The organism is Staphylococcus sp. 11511212 (genome assembly GCF_011394755.1).
In the GTDB taxonomy this organism is placed as follows: Bacteria; Bacillota; Bacilli; order Staphylococcales; family Staphylococcaceae; genus Staphylococcus; species Staphylococcus chromogenes.
This window is the reverse complement of the sequence record NZ_JAANBQ010000017.1, coordinates 161290-180812: the sequence shown is the minus strand read 5'-3', so window position 1 is coordinate 180812 and position 19523 is coordinate 161290. Positions and strand designations below refer to the sequence as shown.

The following is a 19523-nucleotide window of genomic DNA, read 5'->3' as shown; positions in this document are numbered from 1 at the left end:
ATTGCTTTTTTATGGTATTAATGAAAATCTTGTAAAGAATAGTGTTTTAAGGATGCGAATGGAGCAAACATTTTATTAGGGGATGCCCCCTATGTGTTTAGGGGAAGTCCTTATGTTATAAATTTCACAAAAGAGCTAAACTGAATATGAATTAAATAACACGTATTAAAATGACAAACAAATGGAAGAAACGCGCACATTTTAGTACATAGTGAAATTTATAAAAAAGGGTGAAAGAGAATGAATAAGTCAAAAGGTGGTCTTCAGCTCGGATTACAAACGTTAAGTCTCGTAGCTGGATTTATGGCGTGGAGTATTATCTCACCACTCATGCCATTTATTTCTCAAGATATTAAAATTTCAAGTGGACAGTTATCTATCATCTTAGCAATACCGGTTATTTTAGGATCAGTACTTCGTGTGCCATTCGGCTATTTAACAAATATTGTAGGTGCGAAATGGGTGTTTTTTACGAGTTTTATCGTATTACTCGTTCCTATTTTCTTACTTAGTCAAGCGACATCCCCTGGCGCATTAATGTTTGCCGGCTTCTTTTTAGGGGTGGGGGGCGCCATCTTTTCAGTAGGTGTAACATCCATTCCGAAATATTTTTCTAAAGATAAAGTCGGTTTAGCCAATGGGATTTATGGGATGGGGAACTTAGGTACAGCTGTATCTTCATTTTTAGCTCCGCCAATTGCTGGACTTATTGGTTGGCAATCTACAATTAAACTTTATTTAATTGTCATGGCGGTATTTGCGATTATTATGTTCTTTTTAGGAGATAGTAAAGAACCAAAAGTGAAAGTGCCACTTGTTGAACAATCTCGTAAACTAATGGCCAATTACAAACTCTATTACTTAAGTTTTTGGTATTTCATTACATTTGGTGCTTTTGTCGCATTTGGATTATTTTTACCGAACTATTTAGTAACACACTTTGGAATTGATAAAGTAGACGCAGGGATCCGTACAGGTGTATTCATCGCTTTAGCTACATTTTTACGTCCTGTCGGCGGCATGCTTGGAGATAAATTCAACGCGGTCACAATGTTGAAAATTTTCTTCTCAATTATGATTATTGGTTCATTTATTTTAGGTGTTTCACAAAATATCTTTTTCTTTACATTAGGCTGTTTAACTATCAGTGTATGTGCAGGTATCGGCAACGGACTTATTTTCAAACTCGTACCCCATTACTTTACGAAAGAAGCGGGTGTGGCGAATGGTATCGTTTCTATGATGGGCGGTCTCGGAGGATTCTTCCCACCCCTCGTGATTTCTGCGGTAACATCAATGACAGGTTCAAGTCATCTAGCATTTATTTTATTAAGTGTGTTTGGTATTATCGCTTTATTAACGATGATGAACTTATCAAAACGTGAAAAAGCAACGCTATCATAAAAAAAGAGGTGTGCGACAGATATCAATGAGATATCTCGGTCGCACACCTTTTATCTATTTTAAGAAATGTTTTTGAATGATTGCTTCTAAAATGACGGGTAATTCTTCAAAAGCACTTTGTTTATGAATACGTTCTGTCACTTTATGGGCATCTTTTCCGATAGGACCACAGTTGATGAGTGGAGCTTGAATGGCTTCAATCTCTTTAAAAGGGATTTTATACGTTCGATTAAACACAGGAGTATTATTTTCAAAGGCGTCAAATCCTGATCCATTAGGGGAAGGGGCCACATAACTTAAATCACTAATCCCATTAAAATAATGAATCCGCTTAGAACCACGCTTGAATTTGGATAAGGCTGTTTCACGAATCGTTTCACCAACAGCTTCTGTCATCTCATTAAATGACGTATTGGTTGCTGGATAATATGGCGGTGTAAAAAACGTAATGACTGAAGGCCCAAGGTCTCGACACATATTCATGAGCAAATCGACAATCATCATCGATTGTTGATGAGGGGCCGACTTTTGTGAAATCATATCATCAATCATTTGTTGTACCGTGTTTTCATCGTGAATATCGACCGCATGGGCATAAAGTTCTTGATACGTCATAAAATTAATATGAATGTTGGACTCTGCATTTTCAGCATGGATGCGTTCCTCATAAATCGCCATTCCTTTATTCACACCAGTCTTCACTGCTTGATTAAAGCGTTCGAACACTTCATTAGCGTTACTTTTGAATAAAAAGAGATTAAATAAAGCGACCGAACGGAACGGTGTTTGTACGTCATAATAATCTTTAATGTCAGTCACTTTTAAACTGACCGGCATCGGTGTATATTCACCTTCAAAATCCTCTTTGAAATTTAGGCTATATTCGATTTCTTGTTGAATGAAACTCATTAAAAAGTTTGAACTTAAGCCGTTAGAAGGTGTGCCGACATGCGTTTCACGACCATAAACTAAGACACTCGGCATAATTTTTCCGATAGACCCCGTGTAATAATAATGATGGTCATCATCTTGCGCTTGTTGGAAAGTAGGTTCACTATTTAAATGTAAACGCATCGACAATTGATGCTGTTGTCGCAACGCATTAACGTATTCAACGGCCGCATGCATTCCTTTTGATGTGACTTCTTCGTCCGGAACAGTCATCAAGATTAAATTAACATCCCACTGTTCGAGACTCGCTTTTTCAATTAATGCCATATGTAACATTAAGCCAGGTTTCATATCCATAGCGCCACGACCAAATAAATAGTCTCCCGATTCTAAGTCTCCACGCCCCACTTCTCCCAAATACGTATTATCTTCCTTGAATGCTTGTGTTAACTGATCCATATCAAATGCTTGTCCTTGAAATGGGCCATAATCATCAATGCCAACGGTATCGAAATGACTAATGAGTGTGACAGTTTCTTTAGATTGAGGTGCTTGATAAAAAGCAACGACCGCATGGCGTTTATCGTTCGTTGCGACTAGCTTCACCAGTTCAGGTCGTGCTTTAAAATAGTCTAATGTCAAAAGTTCTTCTTGTATCATGTAGGGAAATTCCTTTTCACCTGTAGAATGTGTCACACTCGAATGTGCCACCAGTTGTTTAAGTAAAGTCTCCCGATCTGCGGCAGTTTGCCATTTCATCATCATAAATCCCCCTTGTTCTAACACTTAATCGATTATACAATTTCAATTGTAAGGGTTTTCATACTATGAAGACAACAACAAATTTACAATCTGCTTTTTGAATTTTATGTGACGCTCCTTTTACAATTACCGCCAAGAAATGATTATGTGATAAGATAGATATAATGACTATGAAGAGAAAGTTGGAGAAGAATGGCGAAGAAAATTTTAGGTTTCATTTTGGCTGCCGTACTTTTATTCGCAATTGTAGCTGTCGGCTTCTTTGCCTATAAGGGATATCAAAAAAGCCAAAATTTTAAGCTAATTGATCAATATTTAGTAGAAAAGAACTTAAAATCTAAAATCATTGATGAGAAAAGTGATTACGATCAACGTAAAGGGATTTTCTATAAAGAAGTACGTTTAAAAGGTGACGAAAAAAATATTTATATCGCACAGCCCATCCATTTAAAACGTGGATTATTCTTGCAAGGCTTTGATGCAAAAACGAAAAAGCACGATAAAAAAGCGAAATACAATTTCTTTGATGAAGATTATAAAATGAAATAACGATAAGCGAGTTGAACAGATTCAAGTTCAACTCGTTTTTTTTAGTAGTGCTTATCATCATCCATTAAAGCGTTAAATGTTTACTGTGAGTTTGTATGAGGTATCGGACAATCAATTTTTGATATACTAGTATTAAATATTTTAGGAAGGGGATACATAGCATGAAAGATACAAAAACTTTATTGAAACAACTTACAGACATTGATGGTATTGCAGGTCATGAATATGACGTTAAACAAGCGATGCGTGAGTTGATTGAACCTAACAGTGATGAAATGATTTTCGACAATTTGGGAGGCGTGTTTGGTAAAAAAAGTGCCGAATCTGGAAATAAAACGGTCATGATTGCGGGACATTTAGATGAAATTGGTTTTATGGTGACTAAAATCGACGACAATGGCTATATCAAATTTACGCCAGTCGGTGGTTGGTGGAACCAAGTCATGTTATCTCAAAAAGTGACTATTACTACAGAAAAAGGTGATAAAATTAGAGGCATCATCGGTTCAAAGCCGCCTCATGTTTTAAGTGCTGAAGAACGTAAAAACACTGTAGATATGAAGGCGATGTTTATTGATGTCGGTGCCAAAGATAAAGCTGAAGTTGAAGCAGCAGGAATTGAAATTGGAAATATGATTACACCTTATTCTGAGTTCGAAACATTACTCAACGATAATTACATGACAGCAAAAGCTTTTGACAACCGCTATGGATGTGCCTTAGCTGTCGATGTTTTAGACGAATTGAAAAATGAAAAAGTGGATGTGAATGTCGTTGCAGGCGCAAACGTTCAAGAAGAAGTCGGTCTTCGTGGCGCAAAAGTTGCAGCGCACAAAATCAAACCGGACTTAGCGATTGCGGTAGATGTCTGTGTGGCTTATGATTCTCCAGGAATGGAAAAAGATGGGGATGTGAAATTAGGACAAGGACCAACAGTGATGGCGCTTGATGGCTCAAACATAGGGCATGTCGGTTTATTCCGTCACGTTAAAAAAGTCGCTAAAGCCCACAACATTGATTTACAATTTGATACGATGCCAGGTGGAGGGACAGATGCAGGTAACATTCATACGGCATTGGATGGTATTCCTTCTATCGTGATTTCAGTGCCATTGCGCTACATGCATTCTAACGTTTCTGTATTGCATCAAGACGATTACAAAAAAGCCGTTCAATTAGTCACTGAAGTGGTTAAAGCATTAAATGATGAAATGGTAGAAGATTTAATCTGGTAAATATCTCATTTATCGCCATAAGACTGTCCTCAAAGTTTTGACTTTGGGGACAGTTTTTTTATGTCTTAACCTATTTTTACGGTTTTTAAAATAGTTATTGTCATGATAGGAGTATTCATGTTAGATTAATTGAAATACATCGAAGAAGGGGCGATATTATGCGACAAGTACAAAAGCGATGGATAGGCTATTTGCTCGTTGTTATTGGAGCGTCGTTTTGGGGTGTTGGGGGTACGGTCTCTCAATGGTTGTTTCAACATGCACACCTTGATGTCGGTTGGTTTGTCGCTGTCCGACTTATCATTTCCGGAGTGCTACTAATTGCCATCGCTTTTTTTACACAAGGCCCCAAAGTATTGATGATTTGGTGGGATAAACGCGCGTCATTCCAAATCTTCATTTATGGTATTTTTGGAATGCTCGCGGTGCAATTTACATTCATGTCCTCTATCAGTTATGGAAATGCCGCAGTGGCTACGCTCTTACAATATTTAGGTCCTATTTTTATGATTTTTTATTTAGTAGTTACAAAAATGACGACTTTTGGGCGTAAGGAAGCTATTGCTGTCATATTAGCGTTGCTTGGCTCTTTTTTATTACTTACCAATGGCAATATAGAAAATTTACAAGTTCCGAAAATAGCGATTATTTGGGGGCTTTTATCGGCAATCGCTTTAGCATTTTATACGATTTATCCTGTGAAATTATTGGCCCGATGGGGATCGTTAAACGTTGTCGGTTGGGCGATGTTAATTGGGGGAATCGCTTTAAGCTTTATTCATCCGCCTTGGAATGTAGACCTTACACTTTGGACAGTTGAAACACATCTTTTCTTTTGGTTTGCGATTATTTTTGGGACGATGCTTGCGTTTTGGTTTTATATTGATAGCTTAAACTACTTATTTCCTCATGAAGCCGGTCTTCTCGGGACTATCGAACCGTTGATGGCACTTGTGACTTCTGTTATTTGGTTACATATTGGTTTTGGCGGATGGCAATTGATAGGCGTCATATGTATCATTATGATGGTCGTCGTATTATCAGTGATGAAAAAATAGAGTGAATTCGAAGGGCATGTTTATAGGCCACGATATGAATAAGCGCAGAAGCGGTAAGAAATGGGGATGAGATTTCTTACCGCATTTTTATTTATGAACCCAACTTGATGACGTTAATGTAGCCTCTAAGTTATAGAGAAATGTTGGTTTATAGGGTATCATTCCAAAAAGTAATCTAAATGTTCACGAGACATTAAAAAACGCAAGGTGAGAGACGATACTCAGCCTTGCGTAAAATTTAGTGGTGCATATTACCCATATCATGAATTTTCATCATTAAACCGTGGGGCACGTCGTCATGAGAGACAACTTCTTTTTTTACATAATGATGTTTGTCATCTTTATCTGCAACAAGTTTTACGAAATCCCCTTTTTTAGGTTGGAAATCGCTGTCAGTTGGAAGTTTTACATTTTTTTCAACTGTTTTTTCAGATTCGCTAATCACTTTTTCTGCTGTTGTGTTATCTTTCATATAACCATAGTATGTTTCTTTTTGTCCTGACATCATAATTGCCACGATGACGATAATTGTTGCAAGGACCATAACTCCAATTAATATAAAACCTAATGTTTGTTTGTTTTTCATAGGTATGAAAGCTCCTTTTTTGAATATAATGCTATTGTATAGGAATATTCCTAAAAGCAAAAGGGGTTGAAATATCGACAAAATTGTGACGAACCTTTTTTGATGACAAAGATGAGTTTTTTAGTATGATTTTATTTCAAAACAATTTCATCAATGCTAAAATAAGCGTTAGCTCATCATGTAAGAGGTGATGATATGAGCTTTTATGAGTTTATGTTAGGATTTTTAGGAGATAAGACCCCTTTAGGAGAATTGGCGTCATTTGTAGTGAATGATATCGATTTTCCACGGGACTTAGTACATCCTCATGAAATACTAGCATATTTTCATAAACATACTACCGTGGATAATGATTTAATGAATATCATTAAACGCGCATTACATTTGTATAGCCAAATTTAAAGGGCGTTAAAGGGTGGTATGAGGCAGTTTTTTACATATAAGATTCACTCTTTATTGTAAAAACATGCCTTCACCTCTATAAATGTAAGGGCTTAGACAGTGTCTAAGCGCCTTATTTTTTTATGATAAAATACATATAGAAGAGTTGAAGGGGGAAGGGCAAATGGAAGGTAGAAAGGGCTCGTTAAAAATACAAGATCAGTGGTTCGTCGTCATAGGGATTGTCTTGATTGCATCCACACTACGCGCACCGCTTACAGCCGTTGGTCCTGTCATTGACAACATTCAATCTGACTTACATATCAATCATTTTATAGCGGGATTCATTACAACCATTCCTCTTATTATTTTTGGTTTGGTCTCAATGTGGGTGACACGCATTTTAAAACGGTTTGAAATGACGCATATTTTATTTGTAGCTGTCATTGTGACCATTATTGGCTTAGTCATTCGTATTTCTGGAGACTTATTGATGTTTGTGATTGGGACGATTATTATAGGCGTCTCTATTGCATTTTGTAATGTCACTCTGCCTGCTTATGCAAAGCAATATTTTCCATTGCAAATAGGTCTGATTACAGGAATTTATAGTGCCACGATGAATTTCACCGCAGGGCTAGGTGGGGGATTAAGTTATCCACTCTCGAAAGTCAGTGGTTGGGACTATCGTTTATCTCTCTCGTTTTGGGTGGTCTTTGCAGTGGTCGCAATTTTATTTTGGCTTCCTCAACTCAAAGTTAAAGTCAAAGCTGCTTTACAAAGGGACGAACCTCATGCTTATCCAATCATAAAGTCAAAACTGGCTTGGGCTGTAGCGTTATTAATGGCATTTCAGTCGATGTCATTTTACTGTATTGTCGCATGGTATCCCTCTATTTTAATAAGTAAAGGGATTTCACCTGAAACAGCAGGATATATGTTGATGCTTAACCAGTTTGCGCAACTTCCGATGACATTTACATTCCCAATCATTGCGGCAAAAATGAAAAATCAGCGTCGACTTATCCAAATGATTACACTTCTATTTTTAATAGGATTCAGCTTATTATGGAGTCAGCATGTAATGTTACTCATTCTTGCGATGATATTTTCTGGTTTGGCAATTGGTGCGTGCTTTAGTTTGTGTATGACACTATTTTCAATACGGGCAAAAACGACGCAAGGCAGTATGCAACTCTCTGGATTTGGGCAGTCTGTCGGTTATTGGATTGCGGCGATAGGCCCCTTTTTAATGGGAGCGTTATATGACTATTCGAAAAATTGGAATAGCGCCATAGTGATGTTTTTAATCATGACTGTGATCATCTGTTTAGTTGGACATTATGCCACGCGAGCGGCAGTGATAGAAGATGAATTCGGAAAACAATAATGTATAAATAGAATAATGGCCACTTTCCAAATCATTCGAAGTTGTGAAAGTGGCGTTTTTTTATTGAGAGGCAGTGTCTTCATTTAAGAGGTCTTTAATATATCGTGTCATTTCTTCTTTCATAGAGGGATCATTGAGCGCAAAATGTAAGGTTGTTTTGACAAAACCAATCTTTTCACCGACATCGTAACGCGTGCCGTCAAATTCATAAGCATACACAGAATCATCTTGATTGAGACGTTCAATGGCATCGGTTAATTGAATTTCACCACCTGCACCGACATCTTGCGTGTCCAAATATTTGAAAATCTCAGGGGTCAGGACGTATCTTCCCATAATTGCTAAGTTAGAAGGCGCAGTTCCTGGAGCCGGTTTTTCTACGAACTGGCTTACTTTATAACGTCGGCCTTGTTTTGTTTTAGGTTCTACAATACCATAACGATGGGTTTCTTCGTATGGTACTTCTTGAACGCCTATAACAGACTTTTGTGTTACTTCATATTGCTCGATTAATTGCTGAATCGCAGGTGTTTCAGACTGAACAATATCATCACCTAATAAAACGGCGAAAGGTTCATCGCCAAAAAATTGTCGTGCGGTCCATATCGCATGTCCCAACCCTTTTTGTTCTTTTTGACGAACGTAAAAAATATTTGCTAAGTCGGTGGAGTGTTGGACTTTTTCAAGTAAATCTAACTTACCTTTATCTTTTAAGGTGGATTCGAGTTCTTTTTGATTGTCAAAATGATCTTCAATGGCACGTTTATGCTTTCCAGTAACGATAATAATATCTTCGATGCCAGCTCGTGCCGCTTCTTCAACGATATATTGAATCGTAGGGGTGTCGAGAATAGGGAGCATCTCCTTTGGCATTGCCTTTGTGGCAGGTAAAAATCTTGTGCCTAGACCTGCAGCTGGAATGATTGCTTTCTTTATTTTTGACATAAAAAAATAGCCTCCTAGCTCAATCTTTGTCATTAATTCCATTATAGTATAAAACTATGAGAATTACTAAAGGGAGCTAGAAGGCATATCTTATTCTAAATCATTGAATAAAGAAGTCGGTTGTTTATAAATATAAATGACTTTGAGTTGTGTCGGTGGCACCTTAATTTCTAAGGGGCCATTATTAAAATCATGAATACAAATATTTTTTCTTAAATGTTGCGTTTGTTGAATGTCTTGAATATGTTGTATTGGAATGTAAGTTTGATCATCAAATTGTATCAAATTCCGGATGTTCATTGTTTCATCATCATAAGTCCGAATAATGACCAAATGTTTATCTCGAATAAAATCACTTGAGAGTTGATAGTAGGTGGGTTCATTTTGAAATTCTCTTTGACCGCCTAGCGTATTTGGCGTCAAAAAGATTGTATAATCAATATCTGTTTGTTTGTACATCGTATGATGCTGAATTTTAATATAATTATCTGTAAAAGGATGTAACAACTCTGAGATGAATGGCAACATCGTTTGCATATGGCGTGCGGTCAAGTAACCAAACTTATTCGTGTCGTCTGTTACTAACGGGATATTCATCGAAGTAAATGTTGGTGCCGTATGCATCATAAAATGCAACCAATCGCTAGGTTGATGACTGATATTTTTGTAAAACAATTTTTCAAACGCTGTTGATGTCAACCCGATTAAGGATAATGATGGCACGGATTTTTGAAGAGATGGATAGCTCATCAATTGTTGCCATTCATGCGTCATATGTTGGAAAGAGGTACTCGCATAAAGCTCATCATTGATAAAGTCGTTCACATCAAAAGTGTAGCCTGAAATGGTCGTATTAAGTTTTTGCGCTTCTTCTAAAAAAGCATTTCGGTGATGAATCACGTCATGTGAGACGAGTAATTCGACTTCATATGTGTGAAATACACGAGCTAAGCGTTCTGATAAATAATCAATATCTTTAAATGTTAAAAAGCGCATATCAAACAATACGTTAACTTTAGGTAGCGCATGAGTTAAGGTAGGAATGTAATGTAAGAGCTTTTTCACCCCGTTTAAAAATTGTACTTCGAGTAAGTCAAACTCATAAAGTGAAGCAATCTTAAAGCTAAAATGTAAATGATGTGCGTTCATAAATTGAATGAGATGTTCTAATTGCTGACCTTTATTATGGGTGAGTGTCACATGTGATGCTTCTTCAAAATATAAGTAGTGCGGTTGTTTGGCGAGAACGTCTTGCATCGAATCGAAAAATTGTTGATAATGCCATAAGTCCTCCAAGCGATTCAAAGCGACTCTTATTTTAGGTAATTTAAATCTTGAGGGCTGAAGGATGGCATCAAGATCCAATTGAACTTTAGCCCCTTGTGTATGCGCTACAAATTGTTGATAGAGTCGTTGGAAAATATCTGAATTTTTTTGATGTATGACTATTTTTGAATTAACATTGGCTTGTGTTTTTTTATAAGTATAAGGACTTACGCCAATGTAATTTTTAAATTGTTTAGAGTAATTACTGTAATTTGAAAATCCAAAGTTCTGCGCAATATCATAAATTGAGTCATTATTCCATAGTAAATGTGGTAAGGATAAACTTAGCTTTAAAGTGACGGTATAGCTTTTAAAATTAAACCCGAGTTGTTCATTAAATAATATAGAGATGTAAGATGAAGACACAAAAAAACGTTGTGCTAAATCTTGAAGGGTGATTTTTTGTTCAATCTTTTCATGAATAATATTAAGGACATTGATGAGCATGTCAGATTCAACATGCATGTATGGTAAGTATACGGTATCACAAGGAATGTAGCATTCTTTTAACATCAATTGAATGAGCGTATGTAACGTCTTAGATTGGTGTTCTGGGTTGTCATATATTAGCATAGACTGAATGTGTTCACGGAGTTGTTCATGTGCGTACAGTTTTGTATCATCAAAAAAGCCATTCATAAAATTAGACTGAACATCCATTAATAAATGGAGGGGGAGTGTTACTTTTATTAAAGCTTTTGCATGATGAATTTTAACCAAGTCACTATGATTAATAATGGCAACTTGGTAATATTGTTCTTTATTTAATCCGTTATGTTGAATTTTTAACTTTCCATCGAGAGAAAAATACAATTCTACAGCATTAAAGCAACGATATGAATCTGATTGAAATTGTTCAAATAATTCAATATGAACGCTTTGCATGTATGTGACCTCACTTACTCAAAATGTATTCTTTTGGATGACGTAGTTTAAATTTTTGCTATAAATAATTTGTATTATAGGACTTAATATATTGATAAACAATATTCTCTCTTTTATTTTAATTTTTTCAGTACTTATTGATATAATTAGACATATAAACTTGACGTTCAAGTTAAGATAAGGATTATTTATTAAATTTGGATATAAAAAATAAATATGGAACTTCTATACGGAATGATGGAAATTGAATTTTAGAATAATGTATCTAAAATTAAGTTTTTGATGTAAGATTAAAGGCATTTGAGGAATGAAAACGAAGTGCAAGATGTCTAGATTTTAGTTTGTATTTTATAGAGAAGGCAAATAGCGTATTAAAGTAATATTTATGCAGCGAATTAAAAGTGATTTCTACGAGAAACTATCGTTGCGTGTGGCTATTATATATCATCAACGCACAACATAAGGTGAAAATTAAGCATATGGGATGCTGATTTGGAAGTTGGGAAAGAGATAAGCGAGAGGAAATAGCTGTTTTAGTGAAAAAATAACGAATTGGGAACGGCCCCAATTCGTTATTTTTATTTGAGCCGGTTACTGTGCCATAATAGAACTGAAGTTACAATGACTAAAACGAGCGAAATCGCAATGACGATAATCCAAGATAAACCTGATTGCGCATCAATTGGTAATGGCACGTTCATTCCAAAAAAGCTGAAAACAAGTGTCGGTAATGTCAGTAACACGGTAAAAATAGTTAATGTTTGCATCGTAGTATTTAATTGGTTTGAGAGCAATGAAGCATAGGAATTTGTCATACTCTCAACAATACGTAAATACAATTCTGTTGTTTCTATCGCTTGTTGATGTTCATTTAAGACGTCTTCCAACAACTCATCATCTTCAGAAAATCGCTTTAAAGTGGATATTCGGTACAACTTTCGATGAGTTGAGGCATTTGTCTTGAGTGATGCAATAAAATAAACAAGGCTTTTTTCAATTTCACTTAAAAAGTAAAGACGTAGATTTGTGACACGCTTTTGTAATTTAACATCGACTTGCAAACGTTCTTTATTAAGTAAGCGTAGTGCACGGTTAAACTCAGAAGACATTTCGTATAATAAATTTAAAGCAAAACGACTTTTGAACTTGAGATTAATACGTTGATAGAGCAAATGATCAAAATAATCAAAGTTGCGACTACAAATGGTAATGATCACTCCTTTACCGATAATAATCCCTAAGGGGGCAGTATGGTAACTTTTAATTTCATATTGATCATCTTTTAAAATAGGAAAGTCGCTAATAATAAGTGAATATCCGCTTTCATCGTTTTCAATACGTGAACTTTCCTCACTATCGAGCGCATCTTCTAAAAAGTCTTTTGGAAACGGAAAGTATTCTAATAAGGCCTGACTTTCCTCTTGCGTAGGTTTAACGACGTTAATCCATTGGGCATGAGACCATTCACTTGTTTCCACAATAGATAAATCTTCATTGTTACGATAGGCTTTAATCATGAGTGTCTCCTTCTTCATGGTTTGATTTTAAGTGACGTATATCTTGAAAGCCTTGCCTCACTTCTGCAAAGCCTTCCATTATGTCGTACCAATTCTCACCACGGGCATTTTTTATCTTTTTAAATAACTCACTTTGAGCTTGGTTTAACTTTGCAATCAATGCTTTACCTTTTTCTGTAGGATATAAACATTTTAGTCGTCGATCCCTAATATCTGGTTCTTCGTAAATCAAATCACTTTCTTTTAATAACTTTAATGTCGCATGTGAACCTTGTTTTGAAATCTCTAAGTTCTCAAGTAGTTTTTTAATTGTAATCCCTGGAAGTTTATTAATGAAAAACAAAAAGCGGTGATGTTGTCGGCTTAAACCGTATTCCTTAATGATATCATCCGCAGTTTCTGTAAAAGTCATATAGGCATAATAAAATAATAAGAGTTCATAATCATTTTGTTGGCTCATAATCGACGTCCTTTTTTTCGATAATGATTTTATTATAATGGAGTTTACGCTTGGTGTCATGGTAAAGTCGTAGGATTTTTGATTTTGGATTGTGTATTTTATGTAACTAATGTAAACTCAAAAGATGTGTCATATTTATAGTAAATTGTTAGTTAAGACGAATGACTTCACATTATTAGTGGCATAATCCACGCAATGTAATCATTTTTTACGTAATCTTAACATTAAATTTACAAATATAAGCGATAATCGAACTATAAAGCTTAATAGAGGTGAAATAATGGAAATGTCGGTTATGGAAGTCATCTTTTCCTTTTTAGGCGGTTTAGGGATTTTCCTTTACGGTTTAAAAGTTATGGGAGATGGGCTTCAAGCTTCAGCAGGAGATAGGCTACGAAATATTTTAAACAAGTTTACTTCGAATCCTATATTGGGTGTCATCGCAGGGATTGTAGTAACAGTTTTAATTCAAAGTAGCTCAGGAACAACAGTGATAACAATTGGACTCGTCACAGCAGGTTTTATGACATTGAAACAAGCCATAGGGGTCATTATGGGCGCCAATATTGGTACGACTGTCACAGCTTTTATTATTGGTATTGATTTAGGAGAATATGCAATGCCAATATTAGCACTTGGAGCTTTCTTAATCTTTTTCTTCAAACGATCTAAAGTGAACAATATCGGCCGCATATTATTTGGTTTCGGTTCTTTATTCTTTGGTTTAGAGTTTATGGGCGGTGCTGTAAAACCTTTAGCAGAGTTAGATGGATTTAAGCAATTGATGCTGGATATGTCGTCTAATCCATTACTTGGAATATTTGTGGGTACGGCATTAACAGCCGTCGTTCAAAGTTCAAGTGCAACGATTGGTATTTTGCAAGAGTTCTACCAACAAAACATGATCAGCTTAGATGCTGCGATCCCTGTGTTATTAGGAGATAACATTGGTACAACGATTACAGCCGTACTAGCAAGCTTAGCAGGCTCACTTGCAGCAAAGCGTGCTGCATTCGTACATGTTATTTTCAACGTGATTGGTGTCATCATCTTTTCAATCTTTTTACCTATCGTCACCCATCTGGTTGGGTTGTTACAAGAAACGTGGCATTTAAAACCAGCTATGGCAATTGCTTTTGCGCACGGTGCATTCAACGTGACAAATACATTAATTCAATTGCCGTTTGTGGCAGTGCTTGCATGGATTGTTACTAAGATTGTTCCAGGTAAAGATATAACTGAAGACTATAAACCGCAACATTTAAATAAAGACCTTGTTTACCATGCGCCTGGCGTGGCTTTACAAGAAACACAAAAGGAACTACAAAATGTAGGGAATATTGTGACTTCAATGTTTGATGACGTGAAACATACGTCAAAAGTTGACAAAAAGCTTGTCAAAAAACTAGAACAAAAACATCAAGCGGTTGAAACCATCAACGACAGTATTCGCAGTTATCTCGTTCGAATTTCGACTAAAGATATCAATAAAGGAGATGTCGAACGCTTAGCCGTGATGTTTGATGTGAATCGCTCAATTTTAAAAGTGGCCGATTTGATTAAAGAGTATGTTGAACAAATTGACCGCAAACATCAAAAAGAGATTTATTTAACAGATGATGCGCAACGTGGCGTTGAAAAGTTACTGCATCATGTTACGGAATCTTTTGATAAATCGATTGAAATGCTAGACGTCTATGACACAACGAAAAAAGATGAAATCGTCGAGCGCAGTCGAGAATCATTTAACATTGAACATAAATTACGTAAAGGGCACATTAAACGTCTGAATCGTGGGGAATGTTCGACTGATGGCGGTTTAATCTACATCGATATGATTGGAGTATTAGAACGTATCGGTTACCATTCACGAAATATTTCTGAATCATTAGTAGGATTAAATGATGACGTACCTACAGATGAAGAAATTGCGACACATGAAATATAAAATTTCAAGAGACTTGACTCACAAAAAGTGAGGCCAAGTCTCTTTTTTACAATTCTTTGAACGTTATTAAAAGTTATTGTTTTCAATAAAGGGTTTGATAAAATTGTGCTTATGTGAACTTTAAGGGGGGTTAAGATGAAGCATTTTCAAATGTACATAAAAGGGTTGCTTTTTGTGTTTATGCTCGTTTTTGGGATAGGAGGGCAATTCAATGTCGCGTCCGCGCATGCATCACTTGAACATGCAGAACCGTCAGAAAAAGCCGTTGTCTCTTCTTCACCAAAAGAAATCAAACTTGAAATGAGCGAACCGGTCAATACGACCTATACACATCTAACGCTGTACAATGATCGAGGAAAAGAAATCAAAGCGATTCAACCCAATGAAAAAAACTATTCCAAGGTGATTACGTTTTCTACAGAGGAATTACAAGAGGGGACTTATCTTGTGGAGTGGGAAACGGTGGCACAAGATGGGCATGATATGAAAGGACACTACCTCTTTTCAGTGGGGCATGAGACGGCCTCTTCAGTTGAGCCGACCTCTTCGCTTTTAACGGATACAACATTTTGGTGGGGCGCCATGCGTTTTATTTTGCAAAGTCTCTTACTCGTACTTGTGGGATTCCATGCTGTGAATCGTCTCATGGAAAGACAAGAATTACCAACTTATTCCATCAAATCTCGTGCGATGACGTGGATTTTATTTATGGTGACCTTAGCCACAGGAATTTTGTATTTAATGACGTTACCGCAACAAGTGATTAATGAGATTCTGACGCTTAATTTTGGCACGTGGAAACAATTTCCATTTATTATTTCAGTCGTTGCGCTTATGACACTCATCGTTTTATACGCTTTACGGAATATGGAAAAAATTTGGTATGATTTGATGCCGATTTTAATCATCATAGCGATGGCGATTTCTGGACATGTTTGGGCGCAAACGTATCCGATATATTCCATTCTTATTCGCTCATTGCACCTATTTGCAATAGCGTTATGGTTAGGGAGTTTAGTCTATTTAGTATTTTACATATTTGCACGACATCGTCATTCATATGTACTAATTTTGAAAGATATTTTATTTAAACTCAACGTGACTGCAGTGACAACGATTATTTTAACAGGTTTACTCATGACGTTAGATTTAACGTCTTTACCACGTTTATTAAGCCATTTCTCGACGTATAGTGGTTTATGGTACACAAAACTTATCGTGACTTTTGTGATGATGGCACTAGGAGGCTTCCAAACGTTTAAAGTCATGAAAAATAAAAAATCCATACATGGGCCATTACTCTATATTGAACTCGGATTAGGAATACTTTTAATTCTTGTCGGCGTTGTGATGAGTCAAATTGAGATTTTATAAATGAAGAGGTGGACAAATTGAAAAGTTTAAAGATGATTGGTAGTACTATTTTTGCGAGTATTTTATTAGGGACATTTTCTCAAGCGGAAGCGCATGTGACGTTAAATCCAAACCAAAGTGAACCGGGATCATATGATGAATATAACGTGCGTGTTCCAGTTGAACGCTCAGTGCCAACGATGAAACTTGAACTAGAAGTCCCAGATGAGCTCTCTTTATCTAGTGTAGAACCTGTACCAGGTTTTAAACATTCTTTTAAAAAAGACAAAAAAGACAATATTAAAAAAGTGACATGGGAAGCGACGGGAAAAGGAATTGGAGAGCATGAACATGTCGATTTTCCTATTGTGGTTGCTAATCCCGAAAAAGAAGGCGAGTATAAATGGAAAGCTATTCAAACATATAAAGATGGTAAACAAGTAAAATGGGTCGAAGATAATCCGGATAGTGAGCATCCGGCTCCCGTAACGGAAGTTAAAAAAGGAAGCGGTGATGGCAGCGGGCATTCACATCATCAGGAAGAAGAGACCAAAGCACAATCACAAGCGGTTAGTCCAGCACTGTGGATCGTTTCAATATTAGCCTTAATTTTATCGCTAGTAGCCTTATTTAAACGTTATTTACCTAGAAATAAAGACAAATAATTGACATTGACACGTCTTTGGGGAGTCGTCATAATGAATGTGAATAAGATTGGAGTTGAATCCTAAATGAAACGTATTTTGTACACATTCATGTTTTATACGACACTCGGCTTACTAAGCGGTTTTGCGTATCGTGAAATTACAGTTCATTACAATTTTACGGGTGACACACAGATGAGTGTTATGCATACCCATCTACTCACATTAGGAATGTTTATGTTTTTAATGTTAATCCCTATCGAAAAACTCTTTAAAATCAGTAGTTATTATCTGTTTAATTGGTTTTTCATCATTTATAATATCGGGGTACTTGTGACGGTAGGCATGCAGTTTACAAAAGGATTTATGCAAGTTTCGCACCAAACCATATCACCAAGTCTTGCTGGTTTTGCAGGCATCGGACATGTCACAATTACAGCAGGATTTATTTTGTTGTTCTTTTTATTAAGACAAGCGATTTTAACAGAACCTCGTGACGGCGAACCTCTCGTAAAACGAAAAAAGAAGAAAAAATAATGATGAAACATGAGAAAGCGTGGCACAGACTTCTTATCCAAGAGGTTTGTGTCACGCTTTTTTTGAAAGTAGATGAAATTTTAAGAATGGTATGTATAATGATAAGACATTCCTCTTGAGAGAGGTTCAGTCAAGCGAAAGCCAAATTGTGCGTATAAATTTTCAGCTGGATGATCTGCGATGAGGCTAACATAGGTGCCGGGAAGCTTAATGTTGTCGATATAGTTCATGATGTCTTGCATGATTTGTTTGGCATAACCGTGACCTTGATAATGGGGATGCACCGCAATATCGATAATTTGAAAAGCTGTGGCGCCATCTCCAATAATACGTCCCATTCCGATGAGTTGTGTATCGTCATAAAGCGTTACCGTATGCCAAGCGTGTTGTAGACCTATTACCGCTGCCTCAAGACTTTTTTCACTGAGCCCGCATACTTTACGTAAAGCGCAATAATCTTCTGGCATTGGAATGTGGTGGGTAAGCTGTACCGACATTGTTAATCCTCTCCTTTATTTAGGTAAAAATGCTTTGTTAGCCTGTTTGAAAACAGGGTTATGGCTAGACACATAACCTTCTTTTGGGTCTTGTGGGCTAATATAATTTTTAGCGCTATTCGCCGCATGACCGGCATCACTAAAGGCACTTGTGATGAGATGAATTTTTGCTGGGTGTTGTAAAATATCGCCACATGCAAAGACACCGTCAATATTGGTTTTAGAGTTGCCGTGACCTTGAATATAAGTGTGATCTACCATATTAATTTTGAGTGAAGCCTCGTTCAATAACTCGAGTTGGCGATCAAAACCATGGCTAATAATCACTTCGTCAGCTTGGACTTTTATCTTTTCCCCTGTGAACAGGTGCGTTAACGTAACCTTCTCAATCAAATGGGAAGCGTTTGATGGGCTTTCTAAGTCGGTAATCATCATATTCGAATGACATTTCACCTTTAAAGACTTCAAATTTTGCATCGTCGCTTCATGACCGGAGACGTCGTTACGCCGATAGACCAATGTGACTGATTGCGCAATAGGTGCGAGTGCTTCTGCCCAATCAAGCGCTGTATTGCCTCCTCCAGAAATCAAGACGTTTTTGCCTCTGAAATGCTCATATCGAGGGACTACATAGTGTAAATTCGTGAGTTCAAATCGATGGGCATGTTCAATTTCAAGGCGCTGGGGCTTAATAATCCCAGCACCAATCGCAATGATGACAGATTTTGAAGTATAAACTTTCCCAGATTCAGTGACGACTTCAAAATGATGCTCGGCCATTTTTCTTATATCAGTGACTTTTGTTTCTAAAATAACTTCAGGATTGAAATGTAGCCCTTGTTCAATAATATCTTGTGTAATGGCTTCACATGTTTTAGGTGCCACACCCCCAATATCCCAAATTATTTTTTCGGGGTATAAGCGCATTTTTCCGCCTAGTTTCTCTTGAGCGTCAATGATTTGCACGTCCATTCCACGTAATCCTGCGTAAAAACTGGCATATAAACCAGCAGGGCCGCCCCCGATAATTGTGACATCTTTCATAATGATTCCCTCATTTCTTATAGTGCTTTTATTATCTTATAAATGAGAATAATTATCAATGAAGAGACTAAAAAAGCATCTGCCTACTTCACCCGAAAGTGAAAGGCAAAT

General features: G+C 36.6%; 18 protein-coding genes. 10 read left to right on the top strand and 8 right to left on the bottom strand.

Features of this window, described 5'->3' with window-relative positions; genetic code table 11:
* Window positions 1-240: 240 nt before the first annotated feature.
* Window positions 241-1404, top strand: coding sequence for a nitrate/nitrite transporter (locus G8Y84_RS10980; RefSeq protein ID WP_037575083.1), 1164 nt, complete (start codon window positions 241-243; stop codon window positions 1402-1404).
* A 54-nt stretch (window positions 1405-1458) separates the two neighbouring features.
* Here G8Y84_RS10980 and G8Y84_RS10975 read toward each other — a convergent pair whose 3' ends face one another.
* Entirely contained in the window at window positions 1459-3060 is a 1602-nt protein-coding gene (locus G8Y84_RS10975) for a M20/M25/M40 family metallo-hydrolase (protein WP_165806362.1), read from the bottom strand.
* A gap of 189 nt (window positions 3061-3249) precedes the next feature.
* Between G8Y84_RS10975 and G8Y84_RS10970 the strand changes: the two genes are divergently transcribed.
* The 3 genes from G8Y84_RS10970 to G8Y84_RS10960 all read left to right on the top strand — a co-directional run bounded on the left by G8Y84_RS10970 (window position 3250) and on the right by G8Y84_RS10960 (window position 5899).
* Complete coding sequence (locus tag G8Y84_RS10970) at window positions 3250-3606, top strand: DUF3139 domain-containing protein (protein ID WP_037575076.1); 357 nt, start codon at window positions 3250-3252, stop codon at window positions 3604-3606.
* Window positions 3607-3767: 161 nt separating this feature from the next.
* Window positions 3768-4841, top strand: coding sequence for a M42 family metallopeptidase (locus tag G8Y84_RS10965; protein WP_107366096.1), 1074 nt, complete (start codon window positions 3768-3770; stop codon window positions 4839-4841).
* A gap of 155 nt (window positions 4842-4996) precedes the next feature.
* A complete protein-coding gene (locus tag G8Y84_RS10960) occupies window positions 4997-5899 on the top strand; it encodes an EamA family transporter (protein WP_105963207.1) in 903 nt (300 codons plus the stop codon).
* Window positions 5900-6137: 238 nt separating this feature from the next.
* Here the strand turns inward: G8Y84_RS10960 and G8Y84_RS10955 are convergent, their stop codons facing one another.
* Entirely contained in the window at window positions 6138-6485 is a 348-nt protein-coding gene (locus G8Y84_RS10955; RefSeq protein ID WP_105996826.1) for a DUF4889 domain-containing protein, read from the bottom strand.
* A gap of 195 nt (window positions 6486-6680) precedes the next feature.
* On the opposite strand from G8Y84_RS10955, the gene G8Y84_RS10950 reads away from it, so the two are divergent.
* Window positions 6681-6887: a sterile alpha motif-like domain-containing protein gene (locus tag G8Y84_RS10950; RefSeq protein WP_103158654.1), complete on the top strand. Its 207-nt coding sequence runs from the start codon at window positions 6681-6683 to the stop codon at window positions 6885-6887.
* Between the two features lie 163 nt (window positions 6888-7050).
* Window positions 7051-8256 (top strand): CynX/NimT family MFS transporter, encoded by a 1206-nt coding sequence (locus G8Y84_RS10945; RefSeq protein WP_107366855.1) that lies wholly within the window; start codon window positions 7051-7053, stop codon window positions 8254-8256.
* A gap of 60 nt (window positions 8257-8316) precedes the next feature.
* Here the strand turns inward: G8Y84_RS10945 and galU are convergent, their stop codons facing one another.
* From galU to G8Y84_RS10925, 4 genes are all read right to left on the bottom strand, one after another.
* The gene (gene galU, locus G8Y84_RS10940; protein ID WP_107363957.1) at window positions 8317-9201 is read right to left on the bottom strand and encodes a UTP--glucose-1-phosphate uridylyltransferase GalU; all 885 of its coding nucleotides are present in this window, start codon (window positions 9199-9201) and stop codon (window positions 8317-8319) included.
* 90 nt (window positions 9202-9291) lie between these two features.
* Complete coding sequence (locus G8Y84_RS10935; RefSeq protein WP_165806361.1) at window positions 9292-11412, bottom strand: helix-turn-helix domain-containing protein; 2121 nt, start codon at window positions 11410-11412, stop codon at window positions 9292-9294.
* Window positions 11413-11990: 578 nt separating this feature from the next.
* Entirely contained in the window at window positions 11991-12929 is a 939-nt protein-coding gene (locus tag G8Y84_RS10930; RefSeq protein ID WP_103159531.1) for a magnesium transporter CorA family protein, read from the bottom strand.
* On the bottom strand, window positions 12922-13389 hold the full coding sequence (locus G8Y84_RS10925; RefSeq protein ID WP_103159530.1) for a MarR family winged helix-turn-helix transcriptional regulator: 468 nt from the start codon (window positions 13387-13389) through the stop codon (window positions 12922-12924). Before G8Y84_RS10925 ends, G8Y84_RS10930 begins: the two co-directional genes overlap by 8 nt.
* Before the next feature lie 286 nt (window positions 13390-13675).
* On the opposite strand from G8Y84_RS10925, the gene G8Y84_RS10920 reads away from it, so the two are divergent.
* From G8Y84_RS10920 to G8Y84_RS10905, 4 genes are all read left to right on the top strand, one after another.
* On the top strand, window positions 13676-15337 hold the full coding sequence (locus G8Y84_RS10920) for a Na/Pi cotransporter family protein (RefSeq protein WP_103159534.1): 1662 nt from the start codon (window positions 13676-13678) through the stop codon (window positions 15335-15337).
* 135 nt (window positions 15338-15472) lie between these two features.
* Entirely contained in the window at window positions 15473-16711 is a 1239-nt protein-coding gene (locus G8Y84_RS10915; RefSeq protein ID WP_105996822.1) for a copper resistance CopC/CopD family protein, read from the top strand.
* Window positions 16712-16743: 32 nt separating this feature from the next.
* Complete coding sequence (locus tag G8Y84_RS10910) at window positions 16744-17355, top strand: YcnI family protein (protein WP_165806373.1); 612 nt, start codon at window positions 16744-16746, stop codon at window positions 17353-17355.
* 66 nt (window positions 17356-17421) lie between these two features.
* Complete coding sequence (locus G8Y84_RS10905; RefSeq protein WP_037575041.1) at window positions 17422-17871, top strand: DUF2871 domain-containing protein; 450 nt, start codon at window positions 17422-17424, stop codon at window positions 17869-17871.
* Between the two features lie 80 nt (window positions 17872-17951).
* On the opposite strand, the gene G8Y84_RS10900 is transcribed toward G8Y84_RS10905, so the two are convergent.
* On the bottom strand, window positions 17952-18368 hold the full coding sequence (locus tag G8Y84_RS10900; RefSeq protein WP_103159528.1) for a GNAT family N-acetyltransferase: 417 nt from the start codon (window positions 18366-18368) through the stop codon (window positions 17952-17954).
* A 15-nt stretch (window positions 18369-18383) separates the two neighbouring features.
* Complete coding sequence (locus tag G8Y84_RS10895) at window positions 18384-19412, bottom strand: NAD(P)/FAD-dependent oxidoreductase (protein WP_037575037.1); 1029 nt, start codon at window positions 19410-19412, stop codon at window positions 18384-18386.
* Between the last annotated feature and the right edge of the window lie 111 nt (window positions 19413-19523).

Coding starts and splice junctions, on each gene's coding strand:
- G8Y84_RS10980 (WP_037575083.1), top strand. CDS start 241: ATGAATAAGTCAAAAGGTGGTCTTCAGCTCGGATTACAAACGTTAAGT.
- G8Y84_RS10975 (WP_165806362.1), bottom strand. CDS start 3,060: ATGATGATGAAATGGCAAACTGCCGCAGATCGGGAGACTTTACTTAAA.
- G8Y84_RS10970 (WP_037575076.1), top strand. CDS start 3,250: ATGGCGAAGAAAATTTTAGGTTTCATTTTGGCTGCCGTACTTTTATTC.
- G8Y84_RS10965 (WP_107366096.1), top strand. CDS start 3,768: ATGAAAGATACAAAAACTTTATTGAAACAACTTACAGACATTGATGGT.
- G8Y84_RS10955 (WP_105996826.1), bottom strand. CDS start 6,485: ATGAAAAACAAACAAACATTAGGTTTTATATTAATTGGAGTTATGGTC.
- G8Y84_RS10950 (WP_103158654.1), top strand. CDS start 6,681: ATGAGCTTTTATGAGTTTATGTTAGGATTTTTAGGAGATAAGACCCCT.
- G8Y84_RS10945 (WP_107366855.1), top strand. CDS start 7,051: ATGGAAGGTAGAAAGGGCTCGTTAAAAATACAAGATCAGTGGTTCGTC.
- galU (WP_107363957.1), bottom strand. CDS start 9,201: ATGTCAAAAATAAAGAAAGCAATCATTCCAGCTGCAGGTCTAGGCACA.
- G8Y84_RS10935 (WP_165806361.1), bottom strand. CDS start 11,412: ATGCAAAGCGTTCATATTGAATTATTTGAACAATTTCAATCAGATTCA.
- G8Y84_RS10930 (WP_103159531.1), bottom strand. CDS start 12,929: ATGATTAAAGCCTATCGTAACAATGAAGATTTATCTATTGTGGAAACA.
- G8Y84_RS10925 (WP_103159530.1), bottom strand. CDS start 13,389: ATGAGCCAACAAAATGATTATGAACTCTTATTATTTTATTATGCCTAT.
- G8Y84_RS10920 (WP_103159534.1), top strand. CDS start 13,676: ATGTCGGTTATGGAAGTCATCTTTTCCTTTTTAGGCGGTTTAGGGATT.
- G8Y84_RS10915 (WP_105996822.1), top strand. CDS start 15,473: ATGAAGCATTTTCAAATGTACATAAAAGGGTTGCTTTTTGTGTTTATG.
- G8Y84_RS10910 (WP_165806373.1), top strand. CDS start 16,744: ATGATTGGTAGTACTATTTTTGCGAGTATTTTATTAGGGACATTTTCT.
- G8Y84_RS10905 (WP_037575041.1), top strand. CDS start 17,422: ATGAAACGTATTTTGTACACATTCATGTTTTATACGACACTCGGCTTA.
- G8Y84_RS10900 (WP_103159528.1), bottom strand. CDS start 18,368: ATGTCGGTACAGCTTACCCACCACATTCCAATGCCAGAAGATTATTGC.
- G8Y84_RS10895 (WP_037575037.1), bottom strand. CDS start 19,412: ATGAAAGATGTCACAATTATCGGGGGCGGCCCTGCTGGTTTATATGCC.